General features: G+C 70.0%; 15 protein-coding genes. 12 read left to right on the top strand and 3 right to left on the bottom strand.

All coding sequences use genetic code 11. The features are described 5' to 3' along the window. The 3 genes from ACIHFE_RS32185 to rfbH form a co-directional block, all read right to left on the bottom strand. On the bottom strand, positions 1 to 266 hold a 266-nt coding region (locus tag ACIHFE_RS32185), incomplete at its 3' end, for a GDP-mannose 4,6-dehydratase (protein WP_400112278.1). Beyond that, a complete protein-coding gene (locus ACIHFE_RS32180) occupies positions 263 to 1,327 on the bottom strand; it encodes a glucose-1-phosphate thymidylyltransferase (protein ID WP_400112277.1) in 1,065 nt (354 codons plus the stop codon). The genes ACIHFE_RS32185 and ACIHFE_RS32180, both read right to left, overlap by 4 nt. A 17-nt stretch (positions 1,328 to 1,344) precedes the next feature. Then, positions 1,345 to 2,649 carry a lipopolysaccharide biosynthesis protein RfbH gene (rfbH, locus tag ACIHFE_RS32175; RefSeq protein ID WP_400112275.1) on the bottom strand — a complete coding sequence of 435 codons (1,305 nt, stop codon included), beginning with the start codon at positions 2,647 to 2,649 and terminating at the stop codon, positions 1,345 to 1,347. A 195-nt stretch (positions 2,650 to 2,844) separates the two neighbouring features. Here rfbH and ACIHFE_RS32170 point away from each other — a divergent pair, with 195 nt between their 5' ends. From ACIHFE_RS32170 to ACIHFE_RS32115, 12 genes are all read left to right on the top strand, one after another. Next, positions 2,845 to 3,870, top strand: a complete 1,026-nt coding sequence (locus ACIHFE_RS32170; protein ID WP_400112274.1) for a methyltransferase — start codon at positions 2,845 to 2,847, stop codon at positions 3,868 to 3,870. Next, the gene (locus ACIHFE_RS32165) at positions 3,867 to 4,721 is read left to right on the top strand and encodes an aromatase/cyclase (protein ID WP_400112272.1); all 855 of its coding nucleotides are present in this window, start codon (positions 3,867 to 3,869) and stop codon (positions 4,719 to 4,721) included. Before ACIHFE_RS32170 ends, ACIHFE_RS32165 begins: the two co-directional genes overlap by 4 nt. A gap of 2 nt (positions 4,722 to 4,723) precedes the next feature. Beyond that, positions 4,724 to 5,989 (top strand): beta-ketoacyl-[acyl-carrier-protein] synthase family protein, encoded by a 1,266-nt coding sequence (locus tag ACIHFE_RS32160; RefSeq protein ID WP_400112270.1) that lies wholly within the window; start codon positions 4,724 to 4,726, stop codon positions 5,987 to 5,989. Beyond that, a complete protein-coding gene (locus tag ACIHFE_RS32155; RefSeq protein ID WP_400112268.1) occupies positions 5,990 to 7,201 on the top strand; it encodes a ketosynthase chain-length factor in 1,212 nt (403 codons plus the stop codon). A gap of 64 nt (positions 7,202 to 7,265) precedes the next feature. Next, a complete protein-coding gene (locus ACIHFE_RS32150) occupies positions 7,266 to 7,523 on the top strand; it encodes an acyl carrier protein (protein WP_400112267.1) in 258 nt (85 codons plus the stop codon). Between the two features lie 174 nt (positions 7,524 to 7,697). Further along, a complete protein-coding gene (locus ACIHFE_RS32145) occupies positions 7,698 to 8,636 on the top strand; it encodes an ABC transporter ATP-binding protein (protein WP_400112265.1) in 939 nt (312 codons plus the stop codon). After that, a complete protein-coding gene (locus ACIHFE_RS32140; RefSeq protein WP_400112262.1) occupies positions 8,636 to 9,358 on the top strand; it encodes an ABC transporter permease in 723 nt (240 codons plus the stop codon). The genes ACIHFE_RS32145 and ACIHFE_RS32140 overlap by 1 nt, the downstream gene beginning before the upstream one ends. 114 nt (positions 9,359 to 9,472) lie before the next feature. Then, entirely contained in the window at positions 9,473 to 10,642 is a 1,170-nt protein-coding gene (locus tag ACIHFE_RS32135; RefSeq protein ID WP_400112260.1) for a sensor histidine kinase, read from the top strand. After that, positions 10,639 to 11,244, top strand: coding sequence for a response regulator (locus ACIHFE_RS32130; protein WP_400112258.1), 606 nt, complete (start codon positions 10,639 to 10,641; stop codon positions 11,242 to 11,244). Before ACIHFE_RS32135 ends, ACIHFE_RS32130 begins: the two co-directional genes overlap by 4 nt. A 323-nt stretch (positions 11,245 to 11,567) precedes the next feature. After that, a complete protein-coding gene (locus ACIHFE_RS32125; RefSeq protein ID WP_400112256.1) occupies positions 11,568 to 12,245 on the top strand; it encodes a response regulator in 678 nt (225 codons plus the stop codon). Positions 12,246 to 12,311: 66 nt separating this feature from the next. After that, positions 12,312 to 13,064 (top strand): SDR family oxidoreductase, encoded by a 753-nt coding sequence (locus ACIHFE_RS32120; RefSeq protein WP_400112254.1) that lies wholly within the window; start codon positions 12,312 to 12,314, stop codon positions 13,062 to 13,064. A 22-nt stretch (positions 13,065 to 13,086) separates the two neighbouring features. Beyond that, complete coding sequence (locus ACIHFE_RS32115) at positions 13,087 to 14,316, top strand: FAD-dependent monooxygenase (protein WP_400112252.1); 1,230 nt, start codon at positions 13,087 to 13,089, stop codon at positions 14,314 to 14,316. Positions 14,317 to 14,320: the final 4 nt, after the last annotated feature.

Raw genomic sequence — 14,320 nt, 5'->3', positions numbered from 1 at the left:
CGGTCCACATGGGACTCGGCCGCGAAGTGCACCACCGCGTCATGCCCCGGGAACAGCTCCAGCAGCAGCGGCAGATCGCAGATGTCGCCCTCGACGAACTTCAGCCGCTCATGTCCCATGGGGAGGTTGTCGGTGTTGCCGGCGTAGGTGAGCTTGTCCAGGACGGTGACCTCGGCGTCCTCGAAGCCGGGGTAGCCGCCGGACAGCAGGGTGCGGGTGTAGTGGGAGCCGATGAACCCGGCTCCACCGGTGACCAGGATCCTCATGCCGCTACCTCCACCAGGGTGTCGTCGCCGACGATCAGCCGGTGACTGGGCTGGTCCTCCAGGGACCGGATCTGTGCCTGACGGCCGACCAAGGAGCCGCTCAGGCCGGTGACTTGGGTGATGGACGCGCCGTCCAGCACGATGGAGTCCGCGATCCCGGCCTCGGTGAGCACACAGTCCCGGCCGATGGCCGTGTACGGGCCGACCTGGCTGTTCTCGATCACGGTGCCGGCGGCGATGACCGCCGGGCCCTCGATGCGCGAGTTCACCACCCGGGCACCCGCCTCGATGACCACCTCGCCGGTGAGGGTGCTGGCCTCGTCCACCTCGCCGTCCACGGCGGTGGTCAGCCCGTCCAGGAGGATGCGGTTGCACTCCAGGATGTCCTCGGCGCGGCCGGTGTCCTTCCAGTACCCGGCGTACTCCCGGGCCCTGACGTCGGCGCCCTGGGTGACCAGCCACTGGATGGCGTCGGTGATCTCCAGCTCGCCGCGTGCGCTGGGCGCGATGGAGGCCACGGCCTGGTGGATGGCGGGGGTGAAGAAGTACACCCCGATCAGCGCCAGGTCGCTCTTGGGCTCCTTGGGCTTCTCCACCAGCCGCAGCACCTCGCCGTCCGGGCCGAGTTCGGCCACCCCGAAGGCGGTGGGGTTGGGCACCTTGTAGACCACGACCTGGGCGTCCGGCCGCTCGGCGGTGAACTCGGCGGCGGCCTCCTGGATGCCCTGGAGCAGCATGTTGTCGCCCAGGTACATCACAAAGTCGTCGTCGCCCAGGAAGTCCTTGGCGATGGCCACGGTGTGCGCCAGTCCGCGCGGCGCGTCCTGCTCGATATAGGTGACGCTCAGGCCGAGTGCCGAGCCGTCGCCGATGACATCCTCGATCTGGTCCCGCCGGTCGCCGACGATCAGGCCGATCTCGGTGACCCCGATGTCCCGGATGTTCTCCAGGCAGTGGACCAGGACCGGCTTGTTGCCGACCGGCACCAGCTGTTTGGGCATGGAGTGGGTGAACGGGCGAAGTCTGGTGCCTTTCCCGCCCGAGAGAACCAAGGCTTTCATTTCCGTTTCCTTCTGTTTCAGCGCTGGCGCAGAGTGAATTCCCGGACGGAATCGATCACGTAGTCGGTCATCTCGTCCGTGATTCCCGGGTAGACCCCGATCCAGAAGGTCCGCTCGGTGACGATGTCGCTGTTCTCCAGGGAGCCCACCACCCGGAACTCCTGCTCCTGGTAGGCGGGGTGGCGGGTGAGATTGCCGGCGAACAGCAGGCGCGTCCCGATGTTCCGCGACTCCAGGAAGTCGATGAACTCCGGCCGTCCGAAAGGTGCTTCGGGAAGTACGGTGATGGCGAAGCCGAACCACGACGGGTCGCTGCCCTCGGTGGCCTCGGGCAGCAGCAGCCCGGGGAGCCCGTCCAGGCCCTCGCGCAGCCGCTGCCAGTTGTGCCGCCGGGCGGCGCCGAAGCCGGGGAGCTTCTTCAGCTGGGTGAGTCCCAGCGCGGCCTGGATATCGGTGGACTTCAGGTTGTAACCGACGTGCGAGAACATGTACTTGTGGTCGTAGCCGTACGGCAGCGAGCCCATCTGGTATTCGAAGCGCTTGCGGCACTTGTTGTTCTCGCCCGGCTCGCACCAGCAGTCCCGGCCCCAGTCGCGCAGCGATTCCACGATCCGGGCCAGCACCAGGTTGTCGCTGAGGACACAGCCGCCCTCGCCCATGGTGATGTGGTGCGCCGGGTAGAAGCTGTGGGTGGCGAAGTCGCCGAAGGTGCCGGTCTGCTTGCCCTGGTAGAAGGAACCGAGGGCGTCGCAGTTGTCCTCGACCAGGAACAGGTCGTGGTCCTCGCAGAGCTGGGCGATCTCGGCCACCTGGAAGGGGTTGCCCAGCGCGTGGGCGATCATGACCGCCCGCGTTTTGGGGCCGACGGCGGCCGCCACCTTCTCGTAGGTGGTGTTGTAGGTGCCCAGCTCCACATCCACGAACACCGGCACCAGGCCGTTCTGGATGATGGGGTTCACCGTGGTCGGGAAGCCGGCCGCGACGGTGATGACCTCGTCGCCGGGCTTCAGCCGGCGGTCCTCCAGCTCCGGCTGCATCAGCGCGGAGAGGGCCAACAGGTTCGCGGACGAACCGGAGTTGACCAGGTGGGCCTTGCGACGGCCCAGGGTACGGGCGAAGGACCGCTCGAACTTCAGGGAGTGGATGCCCGATGCGATCCGCATGTCGATGGCGGCTTCGGCGAGTGCGGCCCGGTCGTCCTCGTCCAGCACGGCGCCGGACGGCAGGATCGGAGTGACACCCGGAACGAATTCCGAGCTCACCGAGACCTCTTGGTGGTACTTGCGAACCTGCTTCAAGAGGAGTGCTTTTTCCTCGTTCATTGTCACTGCCTCCAGGCAAGGTGTTGTCGGTCCACTCCCGCCGTCAAGGTGACGTGACCGCTTCGAGCGGATCTGGAGGGCCGGTGGAAGGGGGGAAGCCCCCCTCGGTCTCGCATCGAACGACGCTCGAATAGCGCGCTGCACGCTGGCCCCACCGGACCGAACGGGGGTAGTCGGCCGGCGAAAGGAGTGCTCATGGCGATCACACGTGAGCGGCTGCTGGAGATGATGACCGCCTACCGGTCCACCTATCTGCTGCGCGCCGCCGTGGAGTTGGGCCTGTTCGACGCGCTCGCCGCCGGTCCCGCCGATGACCGGGCGGTGGCCGCCGCCCTCGGCACCTCGCCGCGCGGCACCCGGATCCTGCTGCGGGCCCTGGTGGCCGTCGGCCTGCTGGACGCCGAGGGTGACACCTACCGCCTGCCCGAGGGCGGGGAACTGCTGGTCACCACCAACCCCGGCTATGCCGGCGCCAACGTCAAGGTGGCGGCCGGCGACTGGGAGTGGGACACCATGCGCGACCTGGCCGAGCTGGTGCGCACCGGCGCCCCCGCGGCCGGTCCCCGGGCCGATGGCACCGACTGCCCCTACTGGGTGGACTTCGCCGAGAACCTCACCTTTGTCACCAAGTCCGGGGCGGCCTTCCTGGCCGAGACCCTGGACGCCGGCCGGTCCGACATCCTCGATGTGGGCAGCGGCGCCGGCCTGTTCGGCTACGCGGTCGCGGCCGGCCACCCCGAGTCCCGGGTGTGGAGCCTGGACGGACCCGAGGTGCTCACGGTGGCCCGCCGGCACGCCGCCCGGCTCGGCCTGGACGGCCGCGCCGCGTACCTGGAGGGCGACGCCTTCGACGCGCCCCTGGGCGGCCCCTATGACGTGGTGGTGCTGGCCAATCTGCTCTGCCAGTTCTCCCGGGAACGGAGCGTGGAACTGCTGCGCCGGCTGGCCGGAGTGCTGCGGCCCGGCGGGCGGCTGGCCATCACCGGCTTCACCACCGGCGACGTCCCCCCGGCGCGGGCGCACCACGCCCACATGCTGGAACTGCTGATGCTGGGCTGGACCGAGGGCGGCGAGGTGCACTCCACCGACGCCTATCTGTCGATGCTCGCCGAGGCCGGGTTCACCGGCACCACCGTCCATCAGCGGGACGGCCTGCCGCTGCGAGTCCTGGTGGCCCACCGCCCGGAACAGGACACCGAAGACAAGGGAGCACAGCGGTGAACGGGCAGCGCGCCGTCCGGCACGGCACCGACATCGCCCGGGACGCGGACGCCGTCCACGCCCTGCTGGCCGACGCCACCGCCGCGGTGCGGATGTCTCCCACCGTGCTGCATGTGGCGTACACGGAGCGGAACGACAGCGGCGATGTGATCCAGCGCTGGGTCGCCGAGGGCGGCGCGGTGCGCACCTGGCAGGCCCGCCGGGAGCTGGATGCCACCGCCCGTACCGTGGTCTTCGAGCACCTGGGCCCCAAGCCGCCGGTCACCTGGATGCGCGGCGAATGGCGGGTCACGCCCACCGGACCGGACACCTGCCGGGTCGAGCTGGGCCACAGCTGGCAGGCGGACGGCGACGACACCGCGTTCGCCGCCCGGATGGACCAGGGCATCGGGATGCAGCTGGCGGCGCTCAAGCGCACCGCCGAACTGCACGCCGAACTGGACGCCTGCACCGTGCGGCAGGAGCGGACCCTGCTGGTGTCCGCCCCGGCCGCCGAGGTGCACGCCTGGCTGCGCGAGGCACCCGCACCCCCCACGCGGGCCTTCGCGTACCTTCCCGAGCACACCACGGCCTGGAAGCAGCTGGCCGAACTGCCGGAACTGCACGCCCTGTTGTACGGCACCGTCACCCTGGAACCGGTGGGAACCGGCACCCGGGTCAGCGCGGTGCGCACCGCCGTCCTCGACCCCGCCGCGGTGGCCGGACGGGGCTGGGGGCGCGATGAGGTCACCAGACATGTGAAGCAGACGTGCGACGCGGAGGGCCCGGCGCTCCTCGACGGCCTGGCCCGGGCATTCGCCCCGGCCGCCGCCGGGGACGCCGCGGCCGCGTCGCGCACGGAGGGAGCGTAAGTATGGATCGGCGTGTCGCGGTCACCGGCATCGGTGTGGTGGCACCAGGAGAACCCGGGACCAAGGCGTTCTGGGACCGCATCGTCCAGGGCCGCACGGCCACCCGGACCGTCACCTTCTTCGACCCGGCGCCGTTCCGGTCCCGCATCGCGGCGGAGTGCGAGTTCGACCCCGCCATGCAGGGCCTGTCGCCGCAGGAGATCCGCCGCATGGACCGCGCGGCCCAGTTCGCCGTGGTCAGTGCGCGCGAGGCGATAGCCGACAGCGGGCTGGAGGAGGGCGAGGTCCGGCCGGGCCGGATGGGTGTCAGCATCGGCAGCGCCGTGGGCTGCACCATGAAGCTCGACGAGGAGTACAACGTCCTCAGCAACGGCGGCCGCGACTGGGTGGTCGACCCGGCCTACGCGGTGCCGCACATGTACGACTACTTTGTCCCCAGCTCGCTGGCGGCCGAGGTGGCCTGGGTGGCCGGCGCCGAGGGCCCGGCCGCGCTGATCTCGGCCGGCTGCACCTCCGGACTGGACTCGGTCGGCCACGCCGCCGAGCTGATCCGGGAGGGCTCGGCGGATGTGATGATCACGGGCGCCACCGACGCCCCGCTGTCCCCGATCACCTTCGCCTGCTTCGACGCCATCCGGGCCACCACCAACCGCAATGACGACCCCGAGCACGCGCTGCGGCCCTTCAACCGCACCCGCAACGGCTTTGTCCTCGGCGAGGGCGCCGCGGTGCTGGTGCTGGAGGAGTACGAGCGCGCGGTGGCCCGCGGCGCCCATATCTACGCCGAGATCAGCGGGTTCGCGGCGCGCAGCAACGCCCACCACATGACCGGACTGCGCCCGGACGGCCGGGAGATGGCCGAGGCCATCGACTCCGCCCTGGCCCAGGCCAAGCTGCCGGCCGACTCGGTGGACTACATCAACGCGCATGGCACCGGCACCCGGCAGAACGACAAGCATGAGACGGCCGCCTTCAAGCGCAGCCTCGGCGACCATGCGCTGAACACCCCGGTCAGCTCCATCAAGGCCGTCATCGGGCACTCGCTGGGAGCCGTCGGTTCCATCGAGGTGGCCGCCTGCGCCCTGGCCATCGAGCACGGGGTGATCCCGCCGACGGCCAACCTCGACGATCCGGACCCGGAGCTGGATCTGGACTATGTGCCGCTGGTGGCACGGGAGAAGAAGCTCGACACGGTGCTGACGGTCGGCAGCGGATTCGGCGGTTTCCAGAGCGCCATGCTGCTGACCCGGCCGGGAAAGGTGGCCTAAGTGACCGCGGTTATCACGGGAATCGGGGTGTTCGCGCCCAATGGGCTCGGCACCGAGGAGTTCTGGAAGCGCACCCTCGACGGGACCAACGGCATCGGGCCGATCACCCGCTTCGACGCCTCCGGCTACCCCGTTCAACTGGCCGGTGAGATCGAGGGGTTCGACCCCGCCGAGCACCTGCCCGGCCGGCTGCTGCCGCAGACCGACCGGATGACGCAGTTCGCCCTGGTGGCCACCGACTGGGCGATGGCCGACGCCGGCGCCGACGGCGAGGACTTCGACCCCTTCGACCGGGGCGTGGCCACCGCCAGCTCGGCCGGCGGCTTCGAGTTCGGCCAGAAGGAGCTCCAGGCGCTGTGGTCGCAGGGCCCGGAACATGTCAGCGTCTACCAGTCGTTCGCCTGGTTCTACGCGGTCAACACCGGCCAGATCTCCATCCGCCGCAATATGCGCGGCCCGACGGGCGTGATCGTCACCGAGCAGGCGGGCGGTCTGGACGTCATCGGCCAGGCGCGGCGGCACATCCGCCGGGGCACCTCCATGGTGGTCACCGGCGGCATGGAGTCCCCGCTGTCCCCCTGGGCGGTGGCCGCCCAGGTCCCCAGCGGCCGGCTGTCCTTCCGTGGTGACGCCGACACCGCCTATCTGCCGTTCGACGAGCGGGCCCAGGGCTGTGTGGTCGGCGAGGGCGGCGCGATGATGATCGTGGAGGACCTGGAGAAGGCCCGGGCCCGCGGCGCCGCACAGATCTACGGTGAGATCGCCGGCTATGCGGCCACCTTCGACCCCCGCCCGGGCTCCGGGGGCGGGAACCGGCTGGCCGCCGCGATCGAGGCCGCGCTGGCCGACGCCGGCCTGACCGCCGCCGAGGTGGACGTGGTCTTCGCGGACGCCGCCGGCACCCCCGAGCTGGACGCCGCCGAGGCGGCGGCGCTGACCGAGGTCTTCGGCCCGCGCGGAGTACCGGTCACCGCGCCCAAGACCATGACCGGGCGGCTGAGTTCGGGCGGTGCGCCGGTCGATGTGGCCGCCGCGCTGCTGGCCATCCGCGACGGAGTGATCCCGCCGACGGTCCATGTCACCCGGGAGGCGTTCCCGGACGGACTGGACCTGGTGCGCGAGGCCCGCCAGGGCGCGGTCCGCACTGCCCTGGTGGTGGCCCGCGGCCACCACGGCTTCAACGCGGCACTGGTGCTGCGCGCGGTGTCCTGAGGGATTCCGACCCCCGCCTTCGTCCCCACCCCCTCTTTCCCCACTTCCCCAAGAGGAGTCCACCATGAGCCAGTTCACCATCGACGACCTGAAGAACATGCTGCGCAAGGCGGCCGGCGAGGACGAGACCACCCACCTCGACGGCGACATCCTGGACGTCTCCTTCGAGGACCTGGGCTATGACTCGCTGGCCCGCATGGAGACCGTCAGCCTGACCGAGCGCGCCTATGGCATCGCCCTGGCCGAGGAGGAGATCGAGGCCATCACCTCGCCCCGCGAGTTCCTCGGCTTTGTCAACGACCGCATCAAGGCCGCCGCCTGAGCGTAGGCGGCTGAGGTTTCCGTCACTGACGGCTTCCCCGGGCTCCGGCCGGACCGTAAGGTTCAGCCGGAGCCCGGTTGTCGTTCCCCCCTCTCCAGGCAGGACATTTCTCCTGCTGAGGAGAGGTTTTTTGTCTCTACCGGGCCTCTGGGCGGGCTCCGTAGGGTCATTCACATGACGCAGACAGCCACGCAATCCAGGGCACCGCTGAGGACGGGGTCCGCGGTCAACTTCGCCAACGTGACAAAGAGTTACGGAAATGTCCACGCCGTCGCCGGCTTGGACCTGGCCATCGACCGCGGCGAGACCGTCGCCCTCCTCGGCCCCAACGGTGCCGGCAAGTCCACCACCATCAACATGATGCTGGGCCTGCTGCACCACGACGGCGGCCAGATCCAGCTGCTGGGCAAGGACCCCCAGGAGGCGGTCCGGGCCGGCCAGGTCGGCGCCATGCTCCAGGAAGGCGGCCTGATCCCCCGGGTCACCATCAAGGAACTCATCGAGTTCATGCGGGGCACCTTCGCCAACCCCCTGCCGCTCGGCGAGATCCTGGAGATCGCCCAGCTGACCAAGCTGGCCGACCGCAAGGCGGACAAGCTCTCCGGCGGCCAGGCGCAGCGGGTGCGCTTCGCCATGGCGCTCTGCGGCAACCCCGAACTGATCGTGCTGGACGAGCCCACCGCCGCCCTGGACATCCAGTCCCGCCGGGACCTGTGGCAGACCATGGCCGCCTACGCCGCCCGCGGCAACACCCTGCTGTTCTCCACCCACTACCTGGAGGAGGCCGACGAGTACGCCGAGCGGATCGTGGTCATCGCCCAGGGCAAGGTACTGGCCGACGGCACCGGCGCCGAGCTGAAGAAGACCGTCGGCGGCAAGACCGTCAGCATTGACCTGGCCGACCGGGACCCCCACGGCTTTGCCCAGGTGCCCGGCGTCACCGGCCTGGAGGTCCGCGGTGCGCGGCTCCACCTGGCCACCGCGGACGCGGACCTCACCGTCACCGCCCTGGCCCAGGCCGGCGCGCTGCGCAATATCGAGGTCACCGGCGGCGGCCTCGAGGAGGCGTTTATCTCCCTGACCAGCGGTACCAATGCGAGGAGCGGTTCCTGATGTTGCTTCGATACCTTCGGCTGGAGCTGCTCCGCACCTTCCGGGACGGCGGCTTCCTGATTATGTCGCTGGCCGCTCCGGTGCTGATGTACCTGCTCACCAGCCACCTGGGCAACGGCCACCCCACCCATGCGGAGGAGGTGCGCACCGTCTGCGGCATGGCGGGCTTCGGCGCGCTGGGCGCGGTGATGACCACCTCCGGCGGGATCGCGGAGGACAAGAAGGCCGGCTGGCTGCGGCAGCTGCGCCTCACCCCGCTGCCCACCCTGACCGTGGTGGTCGGCCGTGGCATCAGCGCGATGTTCCTGGCGCTGCCGCCCGTGATCGCGGTCAGCCTGCTGGCCCGCCTGGTCAACCATGTCTCGATGAGCGCCGCCGAGTGGGCGGGCATGCTGGCCATGCTGTGGGTGGGCATCGTGCCCATCGCCATGCTGGCGCTGGGCTGCGGTTACCTGGTGGAAGGCGCCAAGGCGCACTCCATCGGCCTGGTCTCGTATCTGGTGCTCTCGGTGGTCGGCGGCCTGCTGATCGACACCGCGAACTTCCCGCACTGGCTGGCCAAGGTCTCCGGCTTCACGCCGATCAACCGCTACAAGGAGCTCGCCTCCGACCTGGCGCTCGGCCACACGCTCAGTGCCACCGCTCTGGTCATCCTGCTGGCCTGGAGTGTCGCGCTGGCCGCGCTGGCGGTCGTGGGATACCGCAAGGGCGCGACCGCCTGAGGTTCGCGGGGCGCCGGGGCCGGACCTCGACGAGTTCCGTGGACGAATGATTGGATCTCCACCTAACCGACCGGTCGCAATGGCGAACGCTGTTTTCAGGAGGCTTGGAACACGGTGTTCCGCGGAAAAGCATTAATCTACGAGCAGTTGGGCCTGGAGAAGGCGTCCTACATCTTCTACCCGGCGGTCGTCGTGGCGGCGGGAGCCCTCTCGGATATCCTCGGCGGCCGGGACACCCCCGCCTGGCAGGCCGCGGCCGGACTCCTCGCCTTCTGCGGCTGCTACCTCTTCGCCATCTGGACGGCCTTCAGCGACCGCTGCGGCCGGGTCCTGGTCCTGGCGCCGGCGCTGGTCCTCACCGTACTGACGGTGGGCCTGTCCCTCCGCTTCGGCGAGGGAATGCTCTGGCTGTTCTCGCTGCTGGCGGTGGTGTGGAGCGTCCTGGCCAGCTGGCGCCATCTGCTGCGCGCGACGCTGGCCGTGGTGCTGGTGACCGTCCTGGCCAGTGCCACCGCCGGGTTCTGTGAGCACGAGGCGGGCGAGATCATCGGCATCGCCTACGCCACCCAGCTGTCCGGGATCGCGGCGGTGACCATAGTGCGGCTGTTCTCCACCGTGATGGAGCTGCGTGAGGCCCAGGAGGAACTGGCCCACTCGGCGGTGGCCGAGGAGCGGCTGCGCTTCGCCCGCGATCTGCACGACCTGCTGGGCCACTCCATCTCGCTGATCGTGGTCAAGGCGGAGGCGGTGCGCCGGTTCGCCGACCATGACCCGGAGACGGTCAAGCGGCACGCCGGTGACATCGAGTCGGTCGGCCGTACCTCGCTGGAGGAGATCCGGGAGGCGGTGTCCGGCTACCGGGAGCGGGCGCTGAAGGCCGAGCTCAAGGGGGCCGAACTGGCCCTGGCGGACGCCGGGGTGACCGCCCGGATACGGCAGGACGGACCGCCCCTGCCGGCCGGCGCGGAGGCGCTGCTGGGCTGGGTGGTGCGGGAGGGGGTCACCAATGTGATCCGCCACAGCGAGGCCAGGAGCTGCGAGATCGTGGTGGCGCACGGCTCCGAGGCGGTGGAGCTCAGAATCAGCAATGACGGCGTCGCCGCACCCTCGGAGGCGGCGGGGAAGCGGGGCGGCACCCCGGGCCATGGCCTGCTGGGGCTGGCCGAGCGCCTGTCGGCCGCGGGCGGCGCGCTGGACGCGGCCCATGTGCCGGGCGGCGGCTTCCGCCTGGTGGCCAAGCTGCCCGTCGACCGGAAAAGCGAAGTGAGGGTGGGTACGCAGTGATCCGCGTGCTGCTGGCCGAGGACCAGGGAATGATGCGCGGCGCCATCGCGCAACTGCTGGGCCTGGAACGGGACATCGAGGTGGTGGCCCAGGTGGCCTCCGGCGCCGAGGTGGTCGAGGCGGTCCGCGCGGCCAGGCCGCATGTGGCGGTTCTGGACATCGAGATGCCCGGCCGCACCGGTATCGAGGCCGCCGAGGAGCTGCGCCGGGAGCGCCTGGACTGCCGGGTGCTCATCGTCACCACCTTCAGCGGACCGGGCTACTGCCGCCGCGCCCTGGACGCGGGCGCGCTGGGCTTTATGGCAAAGGACAAGCCGGTGGAGGAACTCGCCGACGCCATTCGCCGGGTGAACGCCGGCGAGCAGGTGGTGGACCCGCTGATGGCCGCCGCGGCGCTGGCCGCCGGGCCCAGCCCGCTCACCGCCCGGGAACGCGAGGTGCTCGCCGCGGCCGCCGACGGAGCGCCGGTGATGTCCCTTGCCAAGCGTTTACACCTCTCCGAGAGCACGGTGCGCAACTACCTCTCCTCGGCAACTCAGAAGATCGGTGTGCGGAACCGCATGGAGGCCGTCAACAAAGCGCGCCAGAACGGATGGTTGTAGTACACACCTAAAGCTGCGGGCGGGACCCGGCCGGAATCCCCCGCCGGACTCCGGGTCCTGCCCGCTGACGTTCTGTCATCATCGCTGCTGAGGCGGCATCCCAGGCGAGACAGGGCGTTAACTCGCCCGCAACCGCACCATCAGAGACCGAAGTTGGGCCCTCCGGAAATCCACCCACACGTGGTAGATTTCGGATTGATGAAATTCCACACGAAATTTGGCCGGTTTTTTACGAAGTTGGCCTGCTGAGGGTGGTGGCCCGCCCTGCGGCGGTACCAGCGCGTGGAGAGATGAAAACCCAGCAAGCGGGGGCAACTGGGAACGTGAACAGCAGCGTTGAAGGTGAAAAGGTAACGATCCTCATCGCCGAGGATCACACTCTGCTACGGGAGGCGCTTCGTGAAAGCCTGGAAGGCGAAGACGACCTTGCCGTGATCGGTGAGGCCGGCAGCGGTGAAAGTGCCGTCCAACTGGCCGGCGACTTGCGGCCCGATGTCATCTTGATGGACGTCGAGATGCCGGGCGAAACGATAACCGGGCGCATCCTGCGCATCAAGCGGAACGCTCCCGGGACGCGGGTGATCATCCTCACCATGCATGATGAACCGCGCCTGGTGAAAGAGCTGCTGAATTGCGGTGTGCACGGTTATCTGTTGAAGACCGTGTCCCGTATGGAGCTGATTTCGGCCATCCGGGCGGTGACCCGGCACCCGGACCGTCTCGTGGTGTCGGTGTCCCAAAGAAGTCTGGATTTCAACAACGAACCGGCGCATGGTTTGACGCAGCGTGAGGTGGACGTTCTCGGTCATGTCGCCGAGGGGCTCAGCAATGCGCAGATAGCCGCCCGCCTGTTCATTGCGGAGGGCACGGTAAAACGTCATCTCCGCAATATTTTCGACAAACTTGGCGCCGCCTCGCGAACCGAAGCGGTGAACAAGGCGTCCCAAGCCTCGTTGCTGCGGGGGAACTTCGGCGGCCCCTGGCGCCGCGCCGCCGGCTGACCACCGGACGCGGGGCGCGATCTCTGCTCCAAGCACGCTCAAGCGCCCCGCCCCAGCATCGTCGTCATGACGAGGCTGGGACTGGAAGGGCGGGTCGCCCTGGTGACCGGGGCGACCCGCGGGCTGGGCCTGGCGACCGCGCGCAAACTGTGCGCCAGCGGTTGCCGGGTCTACCTCAACTACGCACACTCCGAGGACGACGCCCGGGCGGCCGTCGACTCGCTGGCGGGCCTGCCCGGCACCGCCACCGCGCTGCGCACCGATGTGGCCCGGCCCGAGGGCGTCCAGGAGGCCATCCGGCAGGTGGCCGAGGAGCATGGCGCCCTGGATGTGTTCGTCCACAACACCTCCGCGCTGCGCCCGATGCCGGCCACCGGGCTGGACCTGGACGCCTTCCGCGCCGGCCTGGAGGTCTCGCTGCTGCCGCTGCTGAGCGCCGCCCCCGCACTGGCCGGGGCGATGGCCGAGGGCACCGGCCGGATCGTGGCGGTCTCCAGCACCGGCGCCGGCCGGGTGGTGCCCGGCTATGCCGCCCTGGGACTGGCCAAGGCCGCCCTGGAGAGTTTTGTCCGCTACCTGGCCGTGGAACTGGCCGCCCGGGGCATCGCGGTCAACGCCGTCTCAACGGCCAAGCTGGACAAGGGCGATGACACCCTGCGGCCGGAGGCCGTCCAGGCGCTGGCCGCCCGTACCCCCGCCGGACGGCTGACCGTGCCCGCCGATGTGGCCGACGCCATCGCCCTGCTGTGCACCGACGAGGCCGCCTGGATCCATGGCCAGGTGCTCACCGTGGACGGCGGCCTGGGCCTGCGCGCCTGAGGCGCGGCGGGAGGAGACTTCGATGAGCGACGAGATCAAGACGGATTTCTGTGTGGTCGGCGGCGGCCCCGCCGGCCTGGCCCTGGCCCTGATGCTGCTGCGCTCGGGTGTCCGGGTGGTGCTGGCCGAGCGGTCCATGTCCCTGGACCGGGAGTACCGCGGCGAGATCCTCCAGCCCGGCGGAATGATGATCCTGGACGGGCTGGGGGCGCTGGAGGGCGCCAAGGCGCGCGGAGCCATCGAGCACGACCGGTTCAAGCTGGTGGAGGGCCGGCGCACCCAGCTGGACATCGACTACCGCAAGCTCCCCGCCCCCTATGACCACCTGCTGAGCATCCCCCAGCGGCACCTGCTGGCCGAACTGCTGGAGCGCTGCCGGGAGTACGAGGGCTTCACCCTGCTGGCCGGCGGCAAGGCCACCGACCTGCTGGAGGAGGACGGCGCGGTACGCGGCGTACGGGCCAAGGGCCCGGACGGCGAGTACACCGTGCACGCCCACTGTGTGATCGGCGCCGACGGCCGCTACTCCAAGGTCCGCCGGCTGGCCGGCATCGAGAACATCCGCAATGACGTCTTCGACTTCGACGTCCTGTGGTTCAAGCTGCCCGCCCCGCCCCTGCAAGGCGCGCCGGACGTCCAGATCTTCCGCTACGAGGGCAGCCCGGTGATCGTCTACCGGTCCTGGCCGGACAGCCTCCAGCTCGGCTGGACCCTGCCGCACAAGGGCTACCGGGAGATCGCCGCCCAGGGCATCGAGCATGTCCGGGCCGAGATCGCCCGCGCCGTCCCGCCCTTCGCGGACCTGATCCGCTCCGGCGTCACCAGCCTGCACGACCTGACCCTGCTGGATGTCTTCGCGGGCACCGCGGAGCGCTGGGTGCGCGACGGGCTGGTGCTGATCGGCGACGCCGCCCACACCCACAGCCCGCTGGGCGCCCAGGGCATCAACCTGGCGCTGCAGGACGCCGCGCTGCTGCACCCGGTGCTGCTGGACTCGCTGCGCGAGGGCCGGGCCGACGCGGCCCTGCTGGGGCGCTACGAGGAGGCCCGGCGCCCCACCATCGACGCCGTGATGCGGATGCAGGTGATGCAGGCCAAGGGCATGCTGGCGCGGGACGGCGGCCCGGCGTCGGTGCTGCGGCCGCTGATCGGCAAGGTCATCACCAAGACCCCGATCGGCATGAAGATCACTCGCCGGATCGCACACGGCCCCACGCCGGTGCGGGTGCGCAACGAACTGTTCGTCGCCTGACCCT

It is taken from the genome of Streptomyces sp. NPDC052396, from assembly GCF_044593195.1.
Classification (GTDB): Bacteria; Actinomycetota; Actinomycetes; order Streptomycetales; family Streptomycetaceae; genus Streptomyces.
The sequence above is the reverse complement of the archived record's forward strand: the minus strand, read 5'-3'. Positions and strand labels throughout refer to the sequence as shown.

Bases quoted from the DNA above. Each gene is read 5' to 3' on its own strand.
- ACIHFE_RS32145 (WP_400112265.1), top strand. From the start codon at position 7,698: ATGACGCAGACAGCCACGCAATCCAGGGCACCGCTGAGGACGGGGTCC.
- ACIHFE_RS32120 (WP_400112254.1), top strand. From the start codon at position 12,312: ATGACGAGGCTGGGACTGGAAGGGCGGGTCGCCCTGGTGACCGGGGCG.
- rfbH (WP_400112275.1), bottom strand. From the start codon at position 2,649: ATGAACGAGGAAAAAGCACTCCTCTTGAAGCAGGTTCGCAAGTACCAC.
- ACIHFE_RS32115 (WP_400112252.1), top strand. From the start codon at position 13,087: ATGAGCGACGAGATCAAGACGGATTTCTGTGTGGTCGGCGGCGGCCCC.
- ACIHFE_RS32170 (WP_400112274.1), top strand. From the start codon at position 2,845: ATGGCGATCACACGTGAGCGGCTGCTGGAGATGATGACCGCCTACCGG.
- ACIHFE_RS32160 (WP_400112270.1), top strand. From the start codon at position 4,724: ATGGATCGGCGTGTCGCGGTCACCGGCATCGGTGTGGTGGCACCAGGA.
- ACIHFE_RS32180 (WP_400112277.1), bottom strand. From the start codon at position 1,327: ATGAAAGCCTTGGTTCTCTCGGGCGGGAAAGGCACCAGACTTCGCCCG.
- ACIHFE_RS32140 (WP_400112262.1), top strand. From the start codon at position 8,636: ATGTTGCTTCGATACCTTCGGCTGGAGCTGCTCCGCACCTTCCGGGAC.
- ACIHFE_RS32150 (WP_400112267.1), top strand. From the start codon at position 7,266: ATGAGCCAGTTCACCATCGACGACCTGAAGAACATGCTGCGCAAGGCG.